This window comes from Flavobacterium circumlabens (assembly GCF_004345565.1).
GTDB lineage: Bacteria > Bacteroidota > Bacteroidia > Flavobacteriales > Flavobacteriaceae > Flavobacterium > Flavobacterium circumlabens.
The window spans coordinates 23,508-40,876 of sequence record NZ_SLWA01000008.1 but is presented as its reverse complement, the minus strand read 5'-3'; the positions used below and the strand labels follow the sequence as shown (position 1 = coordinate 40,876).

Annotated in this window: 11 protein-coding genes; 4 read left to right on the top strand and 7 right to left on the bottom strand. The window is 37.9% G+C overall.

The genetic code is table 11. From position 1 onward, the window contains the following. Positions 1-8: 8 nt before the first annotated feature. The 6 genes from EV142_RS17745 to EV142_RS17720 form a co-directional block, all read right to left on the bottom strand. Positions 9-2,495: a glycoside hydrolase family 2 TIM barrel-domain containing protein gene (locus EV142_RS17745; RefSeq protein ID WP_132037188.1), complete on the bottom strand. Its 2,487-nt coding sequence runs from the start codon at positions 2,493-2,495 to the stop codon at positions 9-11. 124 nt (positions 2,496-2,619) lie between these two features. Then, positions 2,620-3,990, bottom strand: coding sequence for a hypothetical protein (locus tag EV142_RS17740; RefSeq protein ID WP_238698762.1), 1,371 nt, complete (start codon positions 3,988-3,990; stop codon positions 2,620-2,622). A 22-nt stretch (positions 3,991-4,012) separates the two neighbouring features. Continuing rightward, entirely contained in the window at positions 4,013-5,584 is a 1,572-nt protein-coding gene (locus EV142_RS17735) for a RagB/SusD family nutrient uptake outer membrane protein (RefSeq protein ID WP_164502539.1), read from the bottom strand. A gap of 10 nt (positions 5,585-5,594) precedes the next feature. Next, positions 5,595-8,723, bottom strand: coding sequence for a SusC/RagA family TonB-linked outer membrane protein (locus EV142_RS17730; RefSeq protein WP_132037186.1), 3,129 nt, complete (start codon positions 8,721-8,723; stop codon positions 5,595-5,597). Between the two features lie 49 nt (positions 8,724-8,772). Continuing rightward, entirely contained in the window at positions 8,773-10,095 is a 1,323-nt protein-coding gene (xylA, locus tag EV142_RS17725) for a xylose isomerase (protein WP_132037185.1), read from the bottom strand. Further along, positions 10,095-11,591: a xylulokinase gene (locus EV142_RS17720; RefSeq protein WP_132037184.1), complete on the bottom strand. Its 1,497-nt coding sequence runs from the start codon at positions 11,589-11,591 to the stop codon at positions 10,095-10,097. Before EV142_RS17720 ends, xylA begins: the two co-directional genes overlap by 1 nt. 393 nt (positions 11,592-11,984) lie before the next feature. Here EV142_RS17720 and EV142_RS17715 point away from each other — a divergent pair, with 393 nt between their 5' ends. From EV142_RS17715 to EV142_RS17700, 4 genes are all read left to right on the top strand, one after another. Next, positions 11,985-12,701 (top strand): NUDIX hydrolase, encoded by a 717-nt coding sequence (locus EV142_RS17715; protein ID WP_132037183.1) that lies wholly within the window; start codon positions 11,985-11,987, stop codon positions 12,699-12,701. After that, entirely contained in the window at positions 12,701-13,435 is a 735-nt protein-coding gene (locus EV142_RS17710) for an NUDIX hydrolase (RefSeq protein ID WP_132037182.1), read from the top strand. The genes EV142_RS17715 and EV142_RS17710 overlap by 1 nt, the downstream gene beginning before the upstream one ends. A gap of 165 nt (positions 13,436-13,600) precedes the next feature. Next, positions 13,601-15,397, top strand: coding sequence for a translation elongation factor 4 (lepA, locus tag EV142_RS17705; protein ID WP_132037181.1), 1,797 nt, complete (start codon positions 13,601-13,603; stop codon positions 15,395-15,397). A 328-nt stretch (positions 15,398-15,725) separates the two neighbouring features. Further along, the gene (locus EV142_RS17700; RefSeq protein WP_132037180.1) at positions 15,726-16,682 is read left to right on the top strand and encodes a helix-turn-helix transcriptional regulator; all 957 of its coding nucleotides are present in this window, start codon (positions 15,726-15,728) and stop codon (positions 16,680-16,682) included. Positions 16,683-16,751: 69 nt separating this feature from the next. Here EV142_RS17700 and EV142_RS17695 read toward each other — a convergent pair whose 3' ends face one another. Further along, a complete protein-coding gene (locus EV142_RS17695) occupies positions 16,752-17,231 on the bottom strand; it encodes a DinB family protein (protein WP_132037179.1) in 480 nt (159 codons plus the stop codon). Positions 17,232-17,369: the final 138 nt, after the last annotated feature.

The following is a 17,369-nucleotide window of genomic DNA, read 5'->3' as shown; positions in this document are numbered from 1 at the left end:
TCTATTATTTATTCCGCTGTAATTACAATGGTAGCCGGTTTTAATCCGTTTGCTTTGGAAGTTAGTTCCAGTCTTCCGCTTGTATCACCGGACTGAATTACGACCAGGCATTTTCCGTTGAGTGCCGTATGTTTTGTTCCTTTATACGATTCGTGACTTACGGGATCTCCGCTGCAAACGCCGACAATTTTTCCGTTTCCTTTTAGGGAGAAATTGATTTCGTTATTTGCATTTGGTGCCAAAACTCCTTTTTCGTCTAAAATATCAACCGTTACAAAGGACAAATCATTTCCATCGGCATTGATGGTACTTCTGTCTGCCGTCAGTTTTAAATTGGATGGATTTCCGGCTGTTTTGATTTCGGTTTCTAAAACAATTTTCCCGTTTTTACGCGAAACTGCTTTTAGTGTTCCTGCCTGAAACGGAATTCTCCACATCACATGCAGATCTTCTCCTTTTTTACTTCTGATTCCGACTGATTTTCCGTTAAGGAAAAGTTCAACCTCATCAGCCTTATTGTAGTATGCCCAGACATCCACATTTTGTCCTGCTTTCCAGTTCCAGTGTGGCAGGATATGAAGAACCGTTTTGTCTGTCCATTCGCTTTGGTACATATAATAAACGTCTTTTGGGAAACCGGCTAAATCTACAATTCCGAAATACGAACTGATAGACGGCCATTCGTACGGCGTTGGTTCTCCGATATAATCGAATCCGGTCCAGATGTACATCCCCGAAAGGAAATCGTGTTTTTTGATGACTTTCCAGGTGGCTTCGTGCGTAGAGCCCCATGGCGCCTGTACCTGATCATAAGCAGAAACTGTATTACCCGGATTTCCTCCTGTAAATTTAAGATCCCATCGTACCGGCCATTTTTTAATGGTGTCTGAAACAGCATCATAATAACCACGGGTTTGTAAACCCGAAGTGGTTTCTGTTGCGATAAAAGGAATTCCGGGGAAATTCTTTTTATGATATTCATAGGTTTGATGCGCATAATTGTATCCGATAATATCCAGAGCTCCGGAAGCTGCAATTTTATTGTATTGAACCGCTGCTTTTTCAAATTGGAGATTAACACCATCAAGGTTCATATTGACCGGCGGATTCATTGCGGCTGTAATCGGACGCGTTTTATCGTATTGACGGGTAATAGCTGCTAACTCTTTGGCAATTGTCACTCCGTTTTCATTCCATTGTTCCGGAATTTCGTTTCCGATACTCCACATAAAAATACTTGGATGGTTGCGGTCACGCAGTAATTGATCTGTCAGATCTTTTTTATGCCATTTGTCCCAGTCATTGCCATAGTCATATTTGGTTTTGTTTTGTTTCCACATATCGAAAGCTTCATCCATGACAATGAAACCCATTTTGTCGCAAAGCTCCAAAAGTTCCGGCGCGGGAGGATTGTGAGAAGTTCTGATTCCGTTTACACCCATTTCTTTCAGGATTTCCAACTGGCGTTCGATCGCTCTGGTATTGATTGCCGATCCTAATGGCCCCAAATCATGGTGCATGCAGACGCCTTTGATTTTTACTTGTTTTCCATTCAGGATAAAACCTTTATCGGTATCAAATTTAAAATCCCTGATTCCGAAATTGGTTTTATACGAATCGATCAGGGCACCGTCAAGCGAAATTTCCGTAACTGCCGTATACAATTCAGGCTTCTCTACAGACCATAACACGGGCGTTTCAACTTGTGCTTCCTGTTGAATCGTTTGATTGGTATTTGCAGCAATTGTTATATTTTGAGTAAACGATGTTACTTTAGAGTCGTCTTTAAAAATAGTAGTTGTTACGGTTGCTTTTTTTGATTCTGAATATTGATTCTGAATCGTAGTTTCAACTTTTACCGAAGCTTTTTCGGCGGTAACTTTTGGAGTGGTTATATAAGTTCCCCATTGTCCAACATGTAGTTTGTCGGTAGTTTCGATCCAGACATTTCTGAAAATTCCGGAACCTGAATACCAGCGTGAATTCGGTTGTTTTGAATTGTCAACCTTAACAATTATTTCGTTGTTTTGATCTCCGTAGTTTAGATAGGGCGACATCTCATACTGAAAACCAATGTACCCGTTTGGGCGTTTTCCTAAATAATGTCCGTTTATCCAGACTTCGCTGTTTTTGTAGACTCCGTCAAAAGTAATCGATGTTACTTTGCTGCTGTCTGCGGCTGCAACTCTGAATGTTTTTTTATACCAGCCTAAACCTCCGTTTAGCGCTCCGCCTCCATATCCGGCAGGGCTTTTTTCATCAAACTTTCCTTCGATACTCCAATCGTGGGGTACATTTAAAGTTCTCCACTTTGTTGAAGTTCCGATGGTATCTTTATCTGTAATACTATCATTTAAATGAAAGCTCCAATCTGAATTAAAAGAGACTTTTCGGTTAACAAAAGTATCTTCTTTTTTGCTGCAGGAGCCCAATAAGATAATTCCGACTAGCATTAATAATGGCAATCCGTTATTGAAGTATTTTCTTTTATTCATTTGAAAGGGATTTTAATATTTAAAAACAAATATAAACATACCGATAGGCGACTTTGTAAATCCCCTACCGGTTGTTTTATACTTTTAAATAATGTGGTTTTTAGTTCTGAAAAACCGTAATTATTTAAGGAATGATGTAATGGAAAACAAACCATTCATCCTTAGTCGCATCATAAGATGTTCCCAGCCAGATCCCTTTTTGAAGATAGTCTTTATTGAATGCTTTCACTACTTTGATCACATTCGTAGTAGGATTCATCCAGCTTGTTGAATTTTGAAGCAATGTATTTGTTCCTAAATTAATTTCGTTGGTTGCTGCATTTATGGTAAATAAACCCGTAGTAACCACTCCGTTTTGGCTTCGGGTATAGTTCAGTTTACCTTCCCACTGATCAAAACGTATCCATGAATTACCGGCGATTGCTGCCCAATCATCGTTCCATCCCCAGTTATAAGAATCATTAGGTCCTTTAGTCCAGCCTATCCCTTTTCCAACCCAGTCTATCGGGTTTCCTGCAGCGTCGAGTTTCCATACTCTTCCTGCACCGGCTCCACCAGTTAACATGGTCAACAATTCTCCCGGGGCAAAAGTAGGATTGAAACCTTCGTCAAGAACAGGTTCTGTAACTACAGGAACGTAGTTGTCTGCATATTCTTTAGAAACGAAATTCCAGATATACCACCATGGACCTTCACTGTTGGTTCTCTTAATAGCAATTCGTAACTGATTGTCAGTAAGTATTAATACTTTAATATCAGTGTTCCAATTACTTGCATTTGCAATGTAATTATCCGGTCTAAGAATTGTTGCTCCTGTTGTGGTTAAAGTATGCGCATTAATATCCAGGAAATAAGATCCACTTTCAATACTGGTTCCGTTTGCTTCATGGACAGTCATAAAAGGTCCTCCGTCAAGGCTGAATGTCATGTATCTTCCCCAATGCATATCTGCATCTGTACTTGAATTGGCATTTCCTGCAGGTTCCCAGTTTGGAGAAAATTTACCCCATTCTACTACCGTGTTTGGATCTGCAAAAGACATGGCACCCGGAGCTAAACCATACTTCCCGTTATCAAGGATCCATGATTTCTTGTGACCAACTCCACCTGATAATGCCGTCCAAAGAGGATCATTAACATAATTTAAGTTGTCCTTACTAACTGTAATGGTTACCGGATCTAACTCAACGATCCCGCCATCGGTTACAGCTGAAATTTTAATAGTATAGTTCCCTTTAAAAGCATATTGCACTTTTTGTTCTGCCTTATTAGATTTTCCGGTAACATAATCCCAGTTTAATACCACTCCGGGAGTTGTATTTTTTAATAGTACTGTATTTCCTCCCGGATCGGTAACTAAATCCTGAGTAATTTCAAAATGTATATCCGATTTAGCCATCGGCTCTTCCAGAGAATAGGTGTCCGGAGAACAAGAGGATATCAGCAATGCTGCTAACATCACAAATGATGTCATTAATAATTTAATATTTTTCATTTCTTTTCCTTTTAAGTTAAAATTACCAACCCGCATTTTGCTTCAATACTCCACCTGATAATGTGATCTGAGTATTTGGAATTTGTATCAGTCCTTTTGTTTCCTGAATCTTACCTGCAGAAATTGTTTTTGTTGCAGGTACTCCTCCATTTAGCAAAGTTGTTGTTTCTGCAATTGTAGAAGAAGCTTTTCCAACACCCTGACGTAATAAATCGTAGTATCTTATCCCTTCAAGAGCAAACTCCAGACGTCTTTCATTCATAATATTTTCAGGATTTACCGGTAATGCTACAAAATTCTCTTTGTACGCTCTTTCTCTAACTTCATCAAAGTAAAGCTGAGCACTTCCGCTTCCCAATTCTGCAGCCATCAATAAAACGTCTGAATATCTTAGGACTACATAATCCTGAAATTGACTGATGTCCCAAAACTGGCTTCCCAACGCAATTGGAAGATCTACTCCGTCTTTATTCACCATTGGAGAATATTTTTTGTTGTAATATCCAGTGTATTCTCTCTGGCTGTTCTTTTTATCAAATTTGATCTTTTCTTCATCAATTCCAATTATACTTGCTGTACGTCTCGTATCTGTTGCACTGTAAGCATTCCATAACTTTGAATTTACGGTAACACCCCAACCACGGCCATACGGATACGAGGAGAATTCTCTCATTCCAAACATTACCATCCATTGGTTACTATCTGTATTTCCGTTATAATCACTTGTATACGTGTATTTAATAGAAAAAACAAATTCTTTATTGGCTTCGCCTGCATACTTTTCTACTGAAGATGCCGGCCATAAAGTAGAAAAATCAGCTACTAAACCATGACGACTGGAAGCAATAACATCTTCTAAATGTGCTAAGGCCTGAGTTTTGTTTACTACACCGGCCAAATCCGTTTTTCCGTAATATCCTGTGTAATATAAATAAACACGTCCCAGTAAAGATTTTGCTGCCCATTTTGTAATGCGTCCGTTTGGTTTCGCATTATAAGCTTCTGTAGGTAAATTGTTTGAAGCAAATACTAAATCTTGTGCAATTACTTTATAAATTTCTTCCGGAGTTGCCTGTGGTACGTTCTCAGAAGAAGGTGCTGTTAACAAAGGCACACTGCCCCACAAACGAGCCATTTCAAAATAAAGATACGCTCTGATAAATTTAGTTTCTGATTCGTATGTATTTCTTAATGCGGTATCACCTCCCCATTCAATCTGATCCATTTTGGACAATAACATATTACAACGATAAATTCCTTTGTAATAAGCGATCCAGTTGGTGTTAAGCAAATCAACATCTGCAGGAGATCGTGTAATATCGAACTCATCTATGGCTGCATAATTGTAACCATCTGAATTTCCGGTACCTCCAAAACAATCATCAGACATTACTTCACTTAATACCGGAACTCCCATTCCTGCACCACCTGTTGCCACCTGCATTCCGTCATAACAACCTACTAATGCTACATAAGCATCTTCTTTGGTTTTATAAAAACTTGTATCTATTGGTGTCATCGGCTCTGTTTCTAAACTACAAGAACCCAGAGATAATAAACTCAAACAGAAAATATATAAATATGTATTTTTCATCTTTTTATTATTAAAGTTTAACATTTAATCCCATCATGAATGTTCTTGGTCGTGGATAATATCCAACATCTACACCTGATGAAAATTTTTGGTCATCGTTGGAAGAGCCAAATCCAATTTCAGGATCCATACCGTTATACTTTGTAAAAGTGTACAGATTTAATACTGAAAAGTAAAGTCTGAACTGGCTTGCAAAAAACGGTTTAGATTGTTTCATTTTTGCCAAATCAAATCCTACTGTCACCGTACTGATTCTTAAGAAATCCCCATCCTGAACATATAAATCTGAAAACTGTGTAAAGTTCCTGTTGTCTTCTGTTACTCTTGGTGTTGTGTTCGAAGAACCTTCTCCATGCCAACGATCTAATATGGCAGAAGTATAATTTCCGTAAGCACCGGATTGGTTTCTGTAGGATTGTACAATTTGGTTTCCTGCTACACCATTCGCCAAAACCGAAAAGTCAAATGCTTTGTAACTACCTGATAAGGAGAACCCATAAGTAAAGTCCGGATTAGGGTTTCCGATACTGGTTTTATCAGTAGCGTCAATTTTATCATCTCCGTTTGTGTTGACATAAATAAGATCCCCTGGAGCTGCAGTAGGCTGTAATACTACACCGTTTGCCGATTTATAATTGTCAATTTGTGCCTGGTTTTGAAAAACACCTCCGGTTTTATATCCCCAGAAATAGCCTAACGGGTATCCGTTTTGTGCTCTGTAGAATTCACTTGAATTGTCATAAAGTTCATTAGGCAATCCATGAATGATTCCGTCTGCTGTAGGTATTGCACCCACTGTATTTTTGTTATAAGCGCCATTTGCACTCACACTGTATTTAAAATCTCCAATATTGTTTTGGTAATTCAAACTTACCTCAACCCCTTTATTGACAACATTTCCTCCGTTAATAAATGGTGCATCAGCACCTGCAGTTGCTAAAATTGGTGCTAATATTAACCAGTCTTTGTTAGTTTTCTTATAAAAATCAACTGTAAAATTTAATGCATTGTCTAAAAATCTGGCATCCAGACCAAGGTCAATCTGCTCTGAAGTTTCCCATTTTAAATCCAGATTAGATAATCTGTTTGGGTAGGCTCCCGGAGTAAGAGCTCCTTCTTCTCCAAAATTGTAATTAGTATCGTCTACTTTTATGGGTGATAAGTACTGAAAAGCTCTTGCATTCTGATTCCCAACTTGCCCCCAGGATGCTCTCAATTTAAGAAAATTGATCACTTTTGAATCTTTTAAAAATGCTTCGTTGGAAGCAATCCAGCCTCCGGAAACAGATGGGAAATAGCCCCACTCATTTTGCTTGGCAAAAATGGAAGATCCATCGACTCTAAAAGTGGCATTTAACAAATAAGTTTCTTTAAAACTATAATTTAATCTTCCGAAATAAGACATTCTTTTAGTCTGTTGCTTGATACCATTTAAGGCTATTTTGGCGCCGTCCTTATTGGTTGTATTGTCTAACCAGGCATGTTCCAGATCACTAAAAAATGAATCTGCATTAGAAGCCTGTATCGTAGTTCCGTCAAAATTAATAGATGATGTTCCGACCATGGTCTCAAAACGGTGCGTTTCTGCAACATTAAACTTATAAGTCAATAAGTTATCCCAGGTAAGTGTTTTACCTTTGTTCATGTTTTGAGTTACTTTATCTGCAACACTGTTGGCATAAATCGATAATTGATATTTAGGGAGGTAAGAATGTCCTTCACCTGCGTAATAATCAAGTCCTAAAGTAGTTTTGAACGTTAAGTTTTTTATTGGTTCTATTTGTAAGTACACATTTCCAAGCAATTTTTGGTTATTGCTTTCATTCTGATTATTATACACCATTAATGCATAAGGATTTGCCTGACCTGCCAACCAGGGTTCACTGTTTTTGGTACTATCATAATAATTACCATTGGCATCGTACATTGGTAATAATGGTGATACCTGAAAAGCACTTCTTAAAGAATTGCTGTACTGATTTCCAACTCCGATTCCGTTTTTATTGATGTAAGCAAAACTTAAGTTCTGACCAAAAGTCACTACATCTTTGTATAATTTATGTTCTGAATTGAATCTGAAATTATAACGCTCATAGTTCGATAAATCTTTACCTCCTACAACTCCTTCCTGTCCTAAATAAGACAAAGATGACGAATAAACAGAAGTATCTGAACCACCGGAAGCACCAAATGAGAAGTTTTTAGTAGCTGCATTATCAACCAACATTTTATCCATCCAGTTTGTTCCGGAACCCATTCCGGCAATTTGAGCATTAGTAAAATAGGGCGTATTGCCAGAATTTACTCTCGCCTCATTTAGTATAGTCGCATATTCAGTGGCATTTAACAAATCTACTTTTCTCGATACTGATTGTACACCATAATACTGATCAAAAGTCATTTGTCCTGCAGAACCTCTTTTTCCTTTTTTAGTGGTTACCAAAACAACTCCGTTAGAAGCCTGCGAACCATAAATTGCAGCAGATGCAGCATCTTTTAATACAGAAATAGATTCTATATCTGAATTACTTAAATAGGAAATATCAGTAGTAAGTATTCCATCAACAACATATAACGGACTACTTCCTGCTGTTGAACCAACCCCTCTGATCACCACATTTAAACCTTCTCCCGGTTGCCCTGAAGTAGAAGTAATCTGGATTCCTGCTGCCTGACCCTGAAGTGCCTGAAGTGCATTTGTTGTATTGGTTCTGGCAAGATTTTCTCCACTAACCTGAGTAACAGCATTCGTTACCAGTGTTTTTTTCTGTGAACCATATCCTATCACGACAACTTCCTTAAGATCTGCCGCTTCAGTCTGTAAAGTGACAGCAATCGTCTTTTGAGTTCCAACGGTTACACGCTGTGTTTTAAATCCCATAAAACTGATCACAAGTACATTGCCTGTTTTTACTTCCAGTTTGAAGTTTCCGTCAAAATCTGTTGAGGTTGCTGTTTTCGTTCCTTCAATTCCAACGGTCGCACCGGGAACTCCCATACCGTCTTCTGCCGATTTTACATTTCCGCTTACAAATTGGGATTGCTCCTGTGCAAAACCAGATTGTATCGTAAAAACGCTCAGCAGCAGCGCTATACAAAACGGAAGCATTGTTGTTTTTATACAATATTTGCTTTTCATAATAATTAAGAATTGGTTAAATTTATAGTTAGTTACCTTATAATTTAATTTAGTATGCATTCGAAATAATCTGTTCGAATAATTCCTGTCTGCCGCTTAAGGGCTGAGGTTCTCCACTTGCACGGGCAATTTTACTAAGATCTTCCAGAGACAATTCTCCGTTTTCGAACTTGGCTCCGTTACCACTGTCAAAGGAACTGTAACGCTGCGTGCGTAATTTTCTGTAATCTGTATTTTGTAGTATGTGATCTGCACAGATTAATCCTCTTGCGAAAACATCCATTCCTGAAATGTGTGCAATAAATTTATCTTCCAAATCGATTGAATTTCTTCTCACTTTTGCATCAAAGTTTACGCCGCCACCCTGAATTCCGCCACCTTCTAAAATCACCAGCATCGCCTGAGTAACTTCCTGAAGATTAATCGGGAATTGATCGGTGTCCCAGCCATTTTGGTAATCCCCTCTGTTGGCATCAATGCTTCCTAACATTCCGGCATCAACGGCAACTTGTAATTCGTGTTCGAAAGAGTGTCCGGCAAGAGTTGCATGATTTACTTCAAGATTTAATTTGAAATCATTTTGAAGTCCGTATTTATGAATGAATCCTAACGAAGTCGTTGCATCAAAATCGTATTGATGTTTGGTCGGTTCCATTGGTTTTGGTTCGATTAAAAAGGTTCCTTTAAAACCTTCTTTGCGGGCATAATCTTTACAGGTATTCAGGAATCTTCCTAAGTGGTCCTGTTCTCTTTTCATGTCTGTATTCAAAAGACTCATGTATCCTTCACGGCCTCCCCAGAAAACATAATTTTCACCACCAAGAGCAATAGTAGCATCAATTGCAATTTTTGCCTGAGCACCCGCATAAGCCAAAACATCAAAGTTCGGATTCGTCGCAGCACCATTCATATAGCGGGGATTACTGAATAAGTTTGAAGTTCCCCACAACAATTTAATCCCTGATTCCTGTTGCTTTTGTTTAGCGTATTCCACCATAGTCTGAATACGGGTTTCAAATTCTGCCAGAGTCGGTGCATCATCCACTACATCAACATCATGAAAACAATAATACGGCAAACCAAGCTTGGTCATAAATTCAAAAGCCGCATCCATTTTGTCTTTTGCTCTCAGAATTGCATTTTCATTTTTATCCCATGAAAAAGTCTCCGTCGAAGCTCCAAACGGATCTCCTCCCGTGTTACATAGCGTATGCCAGTAAGCCATTGAAAAACGCAAATGCTCTTTTAATGTTTTACCCGCAACGACACGATTTTCATCGTACCATTTAAACGCCAGTGGATTATCACTTTCTCTTCCTTCGAATTTAATCGTGTCTATGTTTTTGAAATAAGTTTGTTTTGTTGTGCTCATTATTGTTGTTCGATTTTAATGTGATTTTTCCATTCCTGATATAAATCCTGGTATTGACTGGTCAGGATTTTATTGGGTTCAATTCGATCCAGACATTGCAATCCCTGAAAAGCTTCTTCCAGCGAACTGTAATATCCGTAACCGTAAGCAGCGCCTCTTGCGGCACCTTCAGCTCCTGAAGTATTGTATAATTCTAAAGTCGTTTGTGTCGTATTGGTAAAGATTTCCCTGAAAACCGGACTTAAAAAGAGATTTGAATTTCCGGCTCTCACCACCGTTCCCGAAACTCCGACTTCTTTCATAACATCAAAACCGTAGTTCATCGCAAACACGATTCCTTCGCAGGCCGCGCGCACCAAATGGGACGGCTGATGAATATTGAAGTTTAAATTCTGAATTCCCGAAGTCGCATTTTTATTATTAAAAATACGTTCGACACCATTTCCGAAAGGATAAAAACGAAGTCCGTTACTTCCGGCTTCCACCTTTGCCGCTTCGGCATTTAATGTTTCATAAGCAATCAGTTCCGCTTTGTCTACCGACATGATTTTACGTAACCACTGGTATAAAATTCCCGAACCGTTAATACACAACATTACGCCGTTGCGTTTCTCGGCTTCTGTATTATTGACATGTAAAAAAGTATTGATTCTGTTTTGTTTGTCATAGGCATCCTGATCACTCACGGCATACACTACTGCCGAAGTTCCGGCTGTTGTCGCAATTTCTCCGGGTTTCAAAACGTTCAGTGATAAGGCATTGTTAGGCTGGTCTCCCGCGCGATAGGTAATTTTTACAGCTGGATTTAATCCCAGTTCCTGGGCGATTTCAGCGTGAACGGTCGCCTGAATTCCGAAATTGGAAACAATCTCAGGAACAATGGCTTCCGGTAATCCCATTTGGGAAAGAATTTCAGTGGCCAGTTTTCCTTCTGAGAAATTCCATAAAGCCGCTTCCGATAGTCCTGAAGTACTGATTTGTGCTGTTTTTGATAATTTCGCAGCAATAAAATCGCCCGGAAGCATCATGTATTTTGCTTTTTCAAAAACCTGTGGCTCATTCTCTTTTACCCATTTCAATTTTGAAGCCGTAAAATTTCCCGGACTCCCTAAAATTTGCTGCTGACAATTCTCAGCACCCATTTTATCGTAAATCTCATCTCCGATAATGGCCGCACGGCTATCGCACCAAATAATGGAAGAGCGAACGGGATTCAGATTTTCATCGGTTAAAACCAGACCATGCATTTGATAAGCAATCCCGATTCCGGCAATCTTTTTTAAATCAATATTCGATTTTAAACCTAATTGCTGTATGCCGTCTTTTACAAATTGCCACCAGGATTCGGGATCTTGTTCCGCCCAGCCAAATTTTTGGGCAATAATTGGCATTTCAAAATCAGGAACACTAACCGCTCCAATTGTTGACCCTTTTTCCGGATCAAAAACAGAGAGTTTTACAGAGGAGCTTCCTAAATCAATTCCTAAAAATAACATCAGCTATATTTTATTTAATTAAAGAATTATTGTTGTTTTGCAAACTAATAGTCAAATTGAACTTATCTTATGGTAAATTTGACTACAAGTGTAAAACATTTTTTCTATATTAACAAAATATTAGATATTTTTTTTGGCTATTCCGATTAATGCACATTGATTTTTATCAATACACTAAAAACGGAGACGAAAGTGAAATAAAAATTATTAAAAAAATATCGAATCAGCGATTTGACAATCAGACGTTTAAGAAAAAATAAATTAAAAGGAAATAATCGACAATAAAACAACCTCCTGATTATCAGAAAATTGTTACGTTAAAAAAAATATAAAAGATTTATAACGCCAACTATTCATTTTATTTATTTAATTTGTCAAAATTTAAAGTAGGTTATGGTTAAAAATGAAGATGAGGACTCTCTTTTAAAAAGCGAACAGACCGCGATGAATGCAATCACAATTGACTGTGTCATTTTTGGTTTTGACAAAGGAAGTCTGGAAGTGCTTTTGGTACAGCACGGGGAAGGAATCAGTAAAGGAAAATGGGGACTTCCGGGAGGATGGATTTATAAAAAAGAAAGTACCGATTCTGCTGCCCATCGTTTATTGAATGAGCTGACCGGCCTTGACAATATCTACTTAGAGCAATTAAAAGCATTTGGCGATCCGGATCGTTTCCCGCTTCGACGTGTTATCACCATTGGCTATTATGCTTTGGTAAAACGCGAAGACTATAATATTAAAGCCGGTTTTACCGCTGCTGATGCCAAATGGTATAAAATAAACAACATCCCCGATTTAATTTACGATCACAACGAAATATTAGGGTACAGTCTGAAACATCTTCGCAACAGGGTTCGCCAGGCGCCGTTAGGATTCAATCTTCTTCCTGAGAAATTTACTTTGCTGCAACTCATGCATCTGTATGAAGAAATTCTGGGTGTAGAAATGGACAAATCAAATTTCAGGCGTAAAATCCTTCACATGAAATTACTGGTTGCTCTTGACGAAAAACAACAGGATGTTTCGCACCGGGCTGCAAAATTATATAAATTTGACCCGGACATTTACAGGAAACTTACTGAAAAAGGATTTAATTTTGAGTTTTAATGACTTCTTCCTTTTCTAAAAACATTCCGAAAATTAATACTCCTGTAACTGCTGATTCCAAATCTTTTATAGAGGGCATTTCGATTGACTGCGTTATTTTTTCTTTTGATAAAAAAAATCTTGAAGTTCTTTTAGTTCATCACGCCATAGGAGAAAGCGCCGGCAGATGGGGCGTTCTTGGTGGAAATCCGGAACTGGACGAAAGTATTGATAATGCTGCACTGCGAATATTATATGAACTCACGAGTCTTGACAATATCTATCTGGAGCAATTAAAAGCTTTTACAGATCCTGATCGTGTAAAGAGCGAGAGAGTTATAACTATTGGATATTACACTTTAGTAAACCGTGAAGATTATAATATTAAGGCCAGCGTTTCAGTATTTGAAGCCAAATGGTTTAAAATTAATGAGGTTCCGGATTTAATCTTTGATCATAACGAAATCCTTTCATATAGTTTAAAACAACTTCAAAACCGGGTTCGTCAGGCTCCTATTGGTTTTAATCTTTTACCTGAAAAATTTACTTTATTACAATTAATGCATTTGTATGAAGAAATTCTGGGAATCGAAATGGACAAATCAAATTTCCGCAGAAAGATTCTTCATATGAAATTATTAGTTGAACTTGACGAAAAGCAAAAAGATGTTTCACACAGAGCGGCAAAATTGTACAAATTTGATCCCGAAATCTATAAAAAACTGACTGAAAAAGGATTTAATTTTGAATTTTAAGGCTCAATTTATATTCCAGAATCTAACTATCGGACAACTACATTCCAGAATCCAAAACTTTCCGCTATCTTTGCGCCTTAATAACACGCTCTGCAGCAATTGCTGCAGCGTAAAATTATACCCGGAAATACCTAAAAACTCGCATAGAGAATTGACATATAAAAAATGAAGAAGATACGTAACTTTTGCATTATTGCACACATTGACCACGGTAAAAGTACATTGGCAGACCGATTATTGGGCGCTACACAAACCGTTACAGCCCGTGAAGAAAAAGCACAATTGCTTGACAACATGGACCTGGAGCGTGAGCGTGGAATCACCATAAAAAGTCACGCCATTCAGATGGAATACACTTATAAAGGAGAAGAATATATTTTAAATTTAATTGACACTCCCGGTCACGTCGATTTTTCATACGAAGTTTCCCGATCTATTGCTGCCTGCGAAGGTGCACTTTTGATTGTTGATGCTGCACAGAGCATTCAGGCACAAACGATTTCTAACTTATATCTGGCTTTAGAAAATGACCTGGAAATTATTCCGGTTTTGAATAAAGTAGATTTACCAAGTGCTAATCCTGAAGAAGTTAGTGATGATATTATTGATTTATTAGGGTGCAAACTGGAAGATATTATTCATGCTTCCGGAAAAACAGGTTTTGGTGTTGAGAATATCTTAGCTGCCATTATCGAAAAAATCCCACCTCCATCAGGAAATGTTGATGAGCCATTACAGGCTTTGATTTTCGATTCCCATTACAATCCGTTTCGTGGAATTGAGGTTATTTTCCGTGTGAAAAACGGGCAGATTAAAAAAGGGCAAAAAATTAAATTCATGGCCACAGGAAATGAATATTTTGCCGATGAAATTGGAACTTTAAAATTAAATCAGGTTCCTAAAAGTGTGATTTCTGCAGGTGATGTTGGCTATTTGATTTCTGGAATTAAAGAAGCCAAAGATGTAAAAGTTGGAGATACTCTAACGGATGCTAAAACGCCTACTACCAATATGATTACAGGTTTTGAGGATGTAAAACCAATGGTATTTGCCGGAATTTACCCTGTTGATACAGAAGATTATGAAGATTTGCGTTCTTCTATGGAAAAACTGCAGTTGAATGATGCTTCGTTAGTTTTTACACCTGAAAGTTCTGCGGCGTTAGGATTTGGTTTCCGTTGCGGATTCTTAGGAATGCTTCACATGGAAATTATTCAGGAACGTTTAGAGCGTGAGTTTGATATGACTGTAATTACTACGGTTCCTAACGTTTCGTATTTGGCGTATACCAAAAAAGATCCTGAAACACCATTTGTGGTAAACAATCCTTCTGACTTACCGGAACCTTCTCGTTTAGACCGGGTTGAAGAACCGTATATTAAAGCAACAATCATTACAAAAGCTGACTTTGTTGGAAATGTAATGAGTCTTTGTATCGAAAAACGTGGCGTAATTACCAATCAAACCTACTTAACGACAGAAAGAGTTGAATTGAATTTTGATATGCCTCTGGCCGAGATTGTATTCGATTTTTACGATCGTCTTAAAACGGTTTCTAAAGGATATGCTTCTTTTGACTACTCTCCAATCGGAATGAGAACTTCAAAATTAGTAAAACTGGATGTTCTACTGAATGCCCAAACGGTTGATGCACTTTCTGCTTTGATTCACGAAGACAACGCCTACAACATCGGTAAAAAAATGACCGAGAAATTACGTGAATTGATTCCGAGACAGCAATTTGATATTCCGATTCAGGCGGCAATTGGTGCTAAAATCATTGCCCGTGAAACCATTAAAGCACTTCGTAAAGACGTTACCGCAAAATGTTACGGTGGGGATATCTCCCGTAAACGTAAACTTTTGGAAAAACAGAAAAAAGGTAAAAAACGTATGAGACAGGTAGGAAATGTTGAAATACCTCAGGAAGCGTTTATGGCTGTTTTGAAATTGAACGACTAAGTCTTTTTTAGAAGAAGGAATAAAGAGAATAGAATATAGATTGAAACCCGATGACGAAAGTTGTTGGGTTTTTTGTTTTTAAAACCTACAGGAGAAACATTATATTATATTCTCAAAGTATATTGTAGAGGTGCATAGCTTTGCGTCTACGACAAATGCAAATTTCGGATAATGTTTTCAACCCATAAATCTGTCCTAATTTGGAACCAATTTTTTACTTCTCTAAACGCTGAACCTTTGTATCTTTGAACCATTGTAACCAGAAAAAAAACTCAGAACCTCAGCCACTCAAAACCTTAGTAACTCAGCACCTTCAAAAGAAAAAAAAATGGACGAAACCCCAAAACGATTTGACCGAATTGTCGCTATTCTGATTCAATTACAATCCAAGAAAATTGTAAAAGCACAGGAATTGGCTGATCGTTTTGAAGTTAGTTTGCGAACTATTTATCGGGACATCCGAACTTTGGAAGCTTCCGGAGTTCCCATTTACAGTGAAGCCGGAGTGGGTTATGCGTTGATGGAAGGTTATCGATTGCCTCCGGTTATGTTTACACGCGAAGAAGTGAGCAGTTTTATTGCGGCCGAAAAACTGATGCAGAAATTCACCGATCCGTCTCTTGGATCACATTATGCATCAGCGATGTTTAAATTGAAATCGGTTTTGAGAAGTACCGATAAGGACTGGCTTTCGAACATTGAATCACGAGTCGTAATGCAATCGGCAGACCCGTTATTTCACGACAAATCACCCAATACGCTGGCGCTTTTGTTTGAAAGTATTGCCGAGAAAAAACAAATCATTTTATCTTATAAAACATTAGAAGCTGAACAACCGACCCATAGAAATATCGAACCTGTCGGCGTTTTTCATGATCATAACAATTGGTATTTTCTGGGGTATTGCCATCTGCGAAAGGATTATCGTCAATTTAGAACCGACAGAATTCAGGGTATTCAAAAAACAGAATTTGATTTTACAATAGAACATGATTCTTTGGACACCTATTTAAACAAAACCGAAACAATTCCGACGACCAAAATCAGAATCCTGATTGAGAAAAAAATTGCCCGATACCTGGAATTCGAGAGAAAATATCATGGTTTTGTTTCTGAAAAAGAAATCGACGGACAAATAGAAATGACCTTCATGTGCCGGGATATCGAAAGTGGCTTCCCGCGTTGGTTTTTAATGTTTGGGGATTACGCTACAATTCTGGAACCGGAGAGTCTCAAAGTCCGAACTTTAGAATTACTGGAACTCAACAGAAAAAGACTTTTATAAAAAAACTCCTTAAAGTGAATTTAGCGTTCACTTTAAGGAGTTTTTTTATTTGGCCAATCTTCAGGAATGCTATCTTTCCCAGAAAAAAGGCGGATCAATACCTAAGGCTCTCAGATACACATAACCTTGTCCGCGGTGGTGCACTTCGTTATCTACAAAATATAGGATATTCTGAATTACAGGAAATTCATATTGTCCAAAAAGATTAAAGGTTTCATTAAAATCTTCAATTGATAATTTTTCCCAATACTGATTAATTTCTGAAGTTGCTTCATCCCATTTTTCAAGATATTGTGCTTTAAAAATCAGTTTATCCGATTCTTCGGCGAATCCTTTCACTTCTTTATTTACAATTCCTTTTAAACCCGGAGCAGCAATAGCTAAAAGCTCATCTACTAATTTTGAAAAGGTTCTCATACCTCCTATCGAAAATTCAAAAAAATCTTTTTCAGGAAAAAGCTCAATTACACGACGGGTCAGCGCGCGGTGTCCTTGCCAGTGTTTCAACAAATCTTCGGGAGTAATTACTTGGGCAGCTAATGTTTTCATAGTTTTAAAGTTTTAATTATTTTAATACTTCAAAATTATTAAGGGCCGGTGACAACAGTTTGTCAGCAGAGAAAAAAATAAATTGTTTTTTTTCAGTAAACCCTACAGTTTTTAAAAACCTGTCCGGTTTAAAGCATT

Excerpts from the sequence above, each read along its gene's own strand:
- EV142_RS17730 (WP_132037186.1), bottom strand. The coding sequence starts at position 8,723 with ATGAAAAGCAAATATTGTATAAAAACAACAATGCTTCCGTTTTGTATA.
- EV142_RS17700 (WP_132037180.1), top strand. The coding sequence starts at position 15,726 with ATGGACGAAACCCCAAAACGATTTGACCGAATTGTCGCTATTCTGATT.
- EV142_RS17710 (WP_132037182.1), top strand. The coding sequence starts at position 12,701 with ATGACTTCTTCCTTTTCTAAAAACATTCCGAAAATTAATACTCCTGTA.
- EV142_RS17735 (WP_164502539.1), bottom strand. The coding sequence starts at position 5,584 with ATGAAAAATACATATTTATATATTTTCTGTTTGAGTTTATTATCTCTG.
- EV142_RS17715 (WP_132037183.1), top strand. The coding sequence starts at position 11,985 with ATGGTTAAAAATGAAGATGAGGACTCTCTTTTAAAAAGCGAACAGACC.
- EV142_RS17720 (WP_132037184.1), bottom strand. The coding sequence starts at position 11,591 with ATGTTATTTTTAGGAATTGATTTAGGAAGCTCCTCTGTAAAACTCTCT.
- lepA (WP_132037181.1), top strand. The coding sequence starts at position 13,601 with ATGAAGAAGATACGTAACTTTTGCATTATTGCACACATTGACCACGGT.
- EV142_RS17745 (WP_132037188.1), bottom strand. The coding sequence starts at position 2,495 with ATGAATAAAAGAAAATACTTCAATAACGGATTGCCATTATTAATGCTA.
- EV142_RS17695 (WP_132037179.1), bottom strand. The coding sequence starts at position 17,231 with ATGAAAACATTAGCTGCCCAAGTAATTACTCCCGAAGATTTGTTGAAA.
- EV142_RS17740 (WP_238698762.1), bottom strand. The coding sequence starts at position 3,990 with ATGAAAAATATTAAATTATTAATGACATCATTTGTGATGTTAGCAGCA.
- xylA (WP_132037185.1), bottom strand. The coding sequence starts at position 10,095 with ATGAGCACAACAAAACAAACTTATTTCAAAAACATAGACACGATTAAA.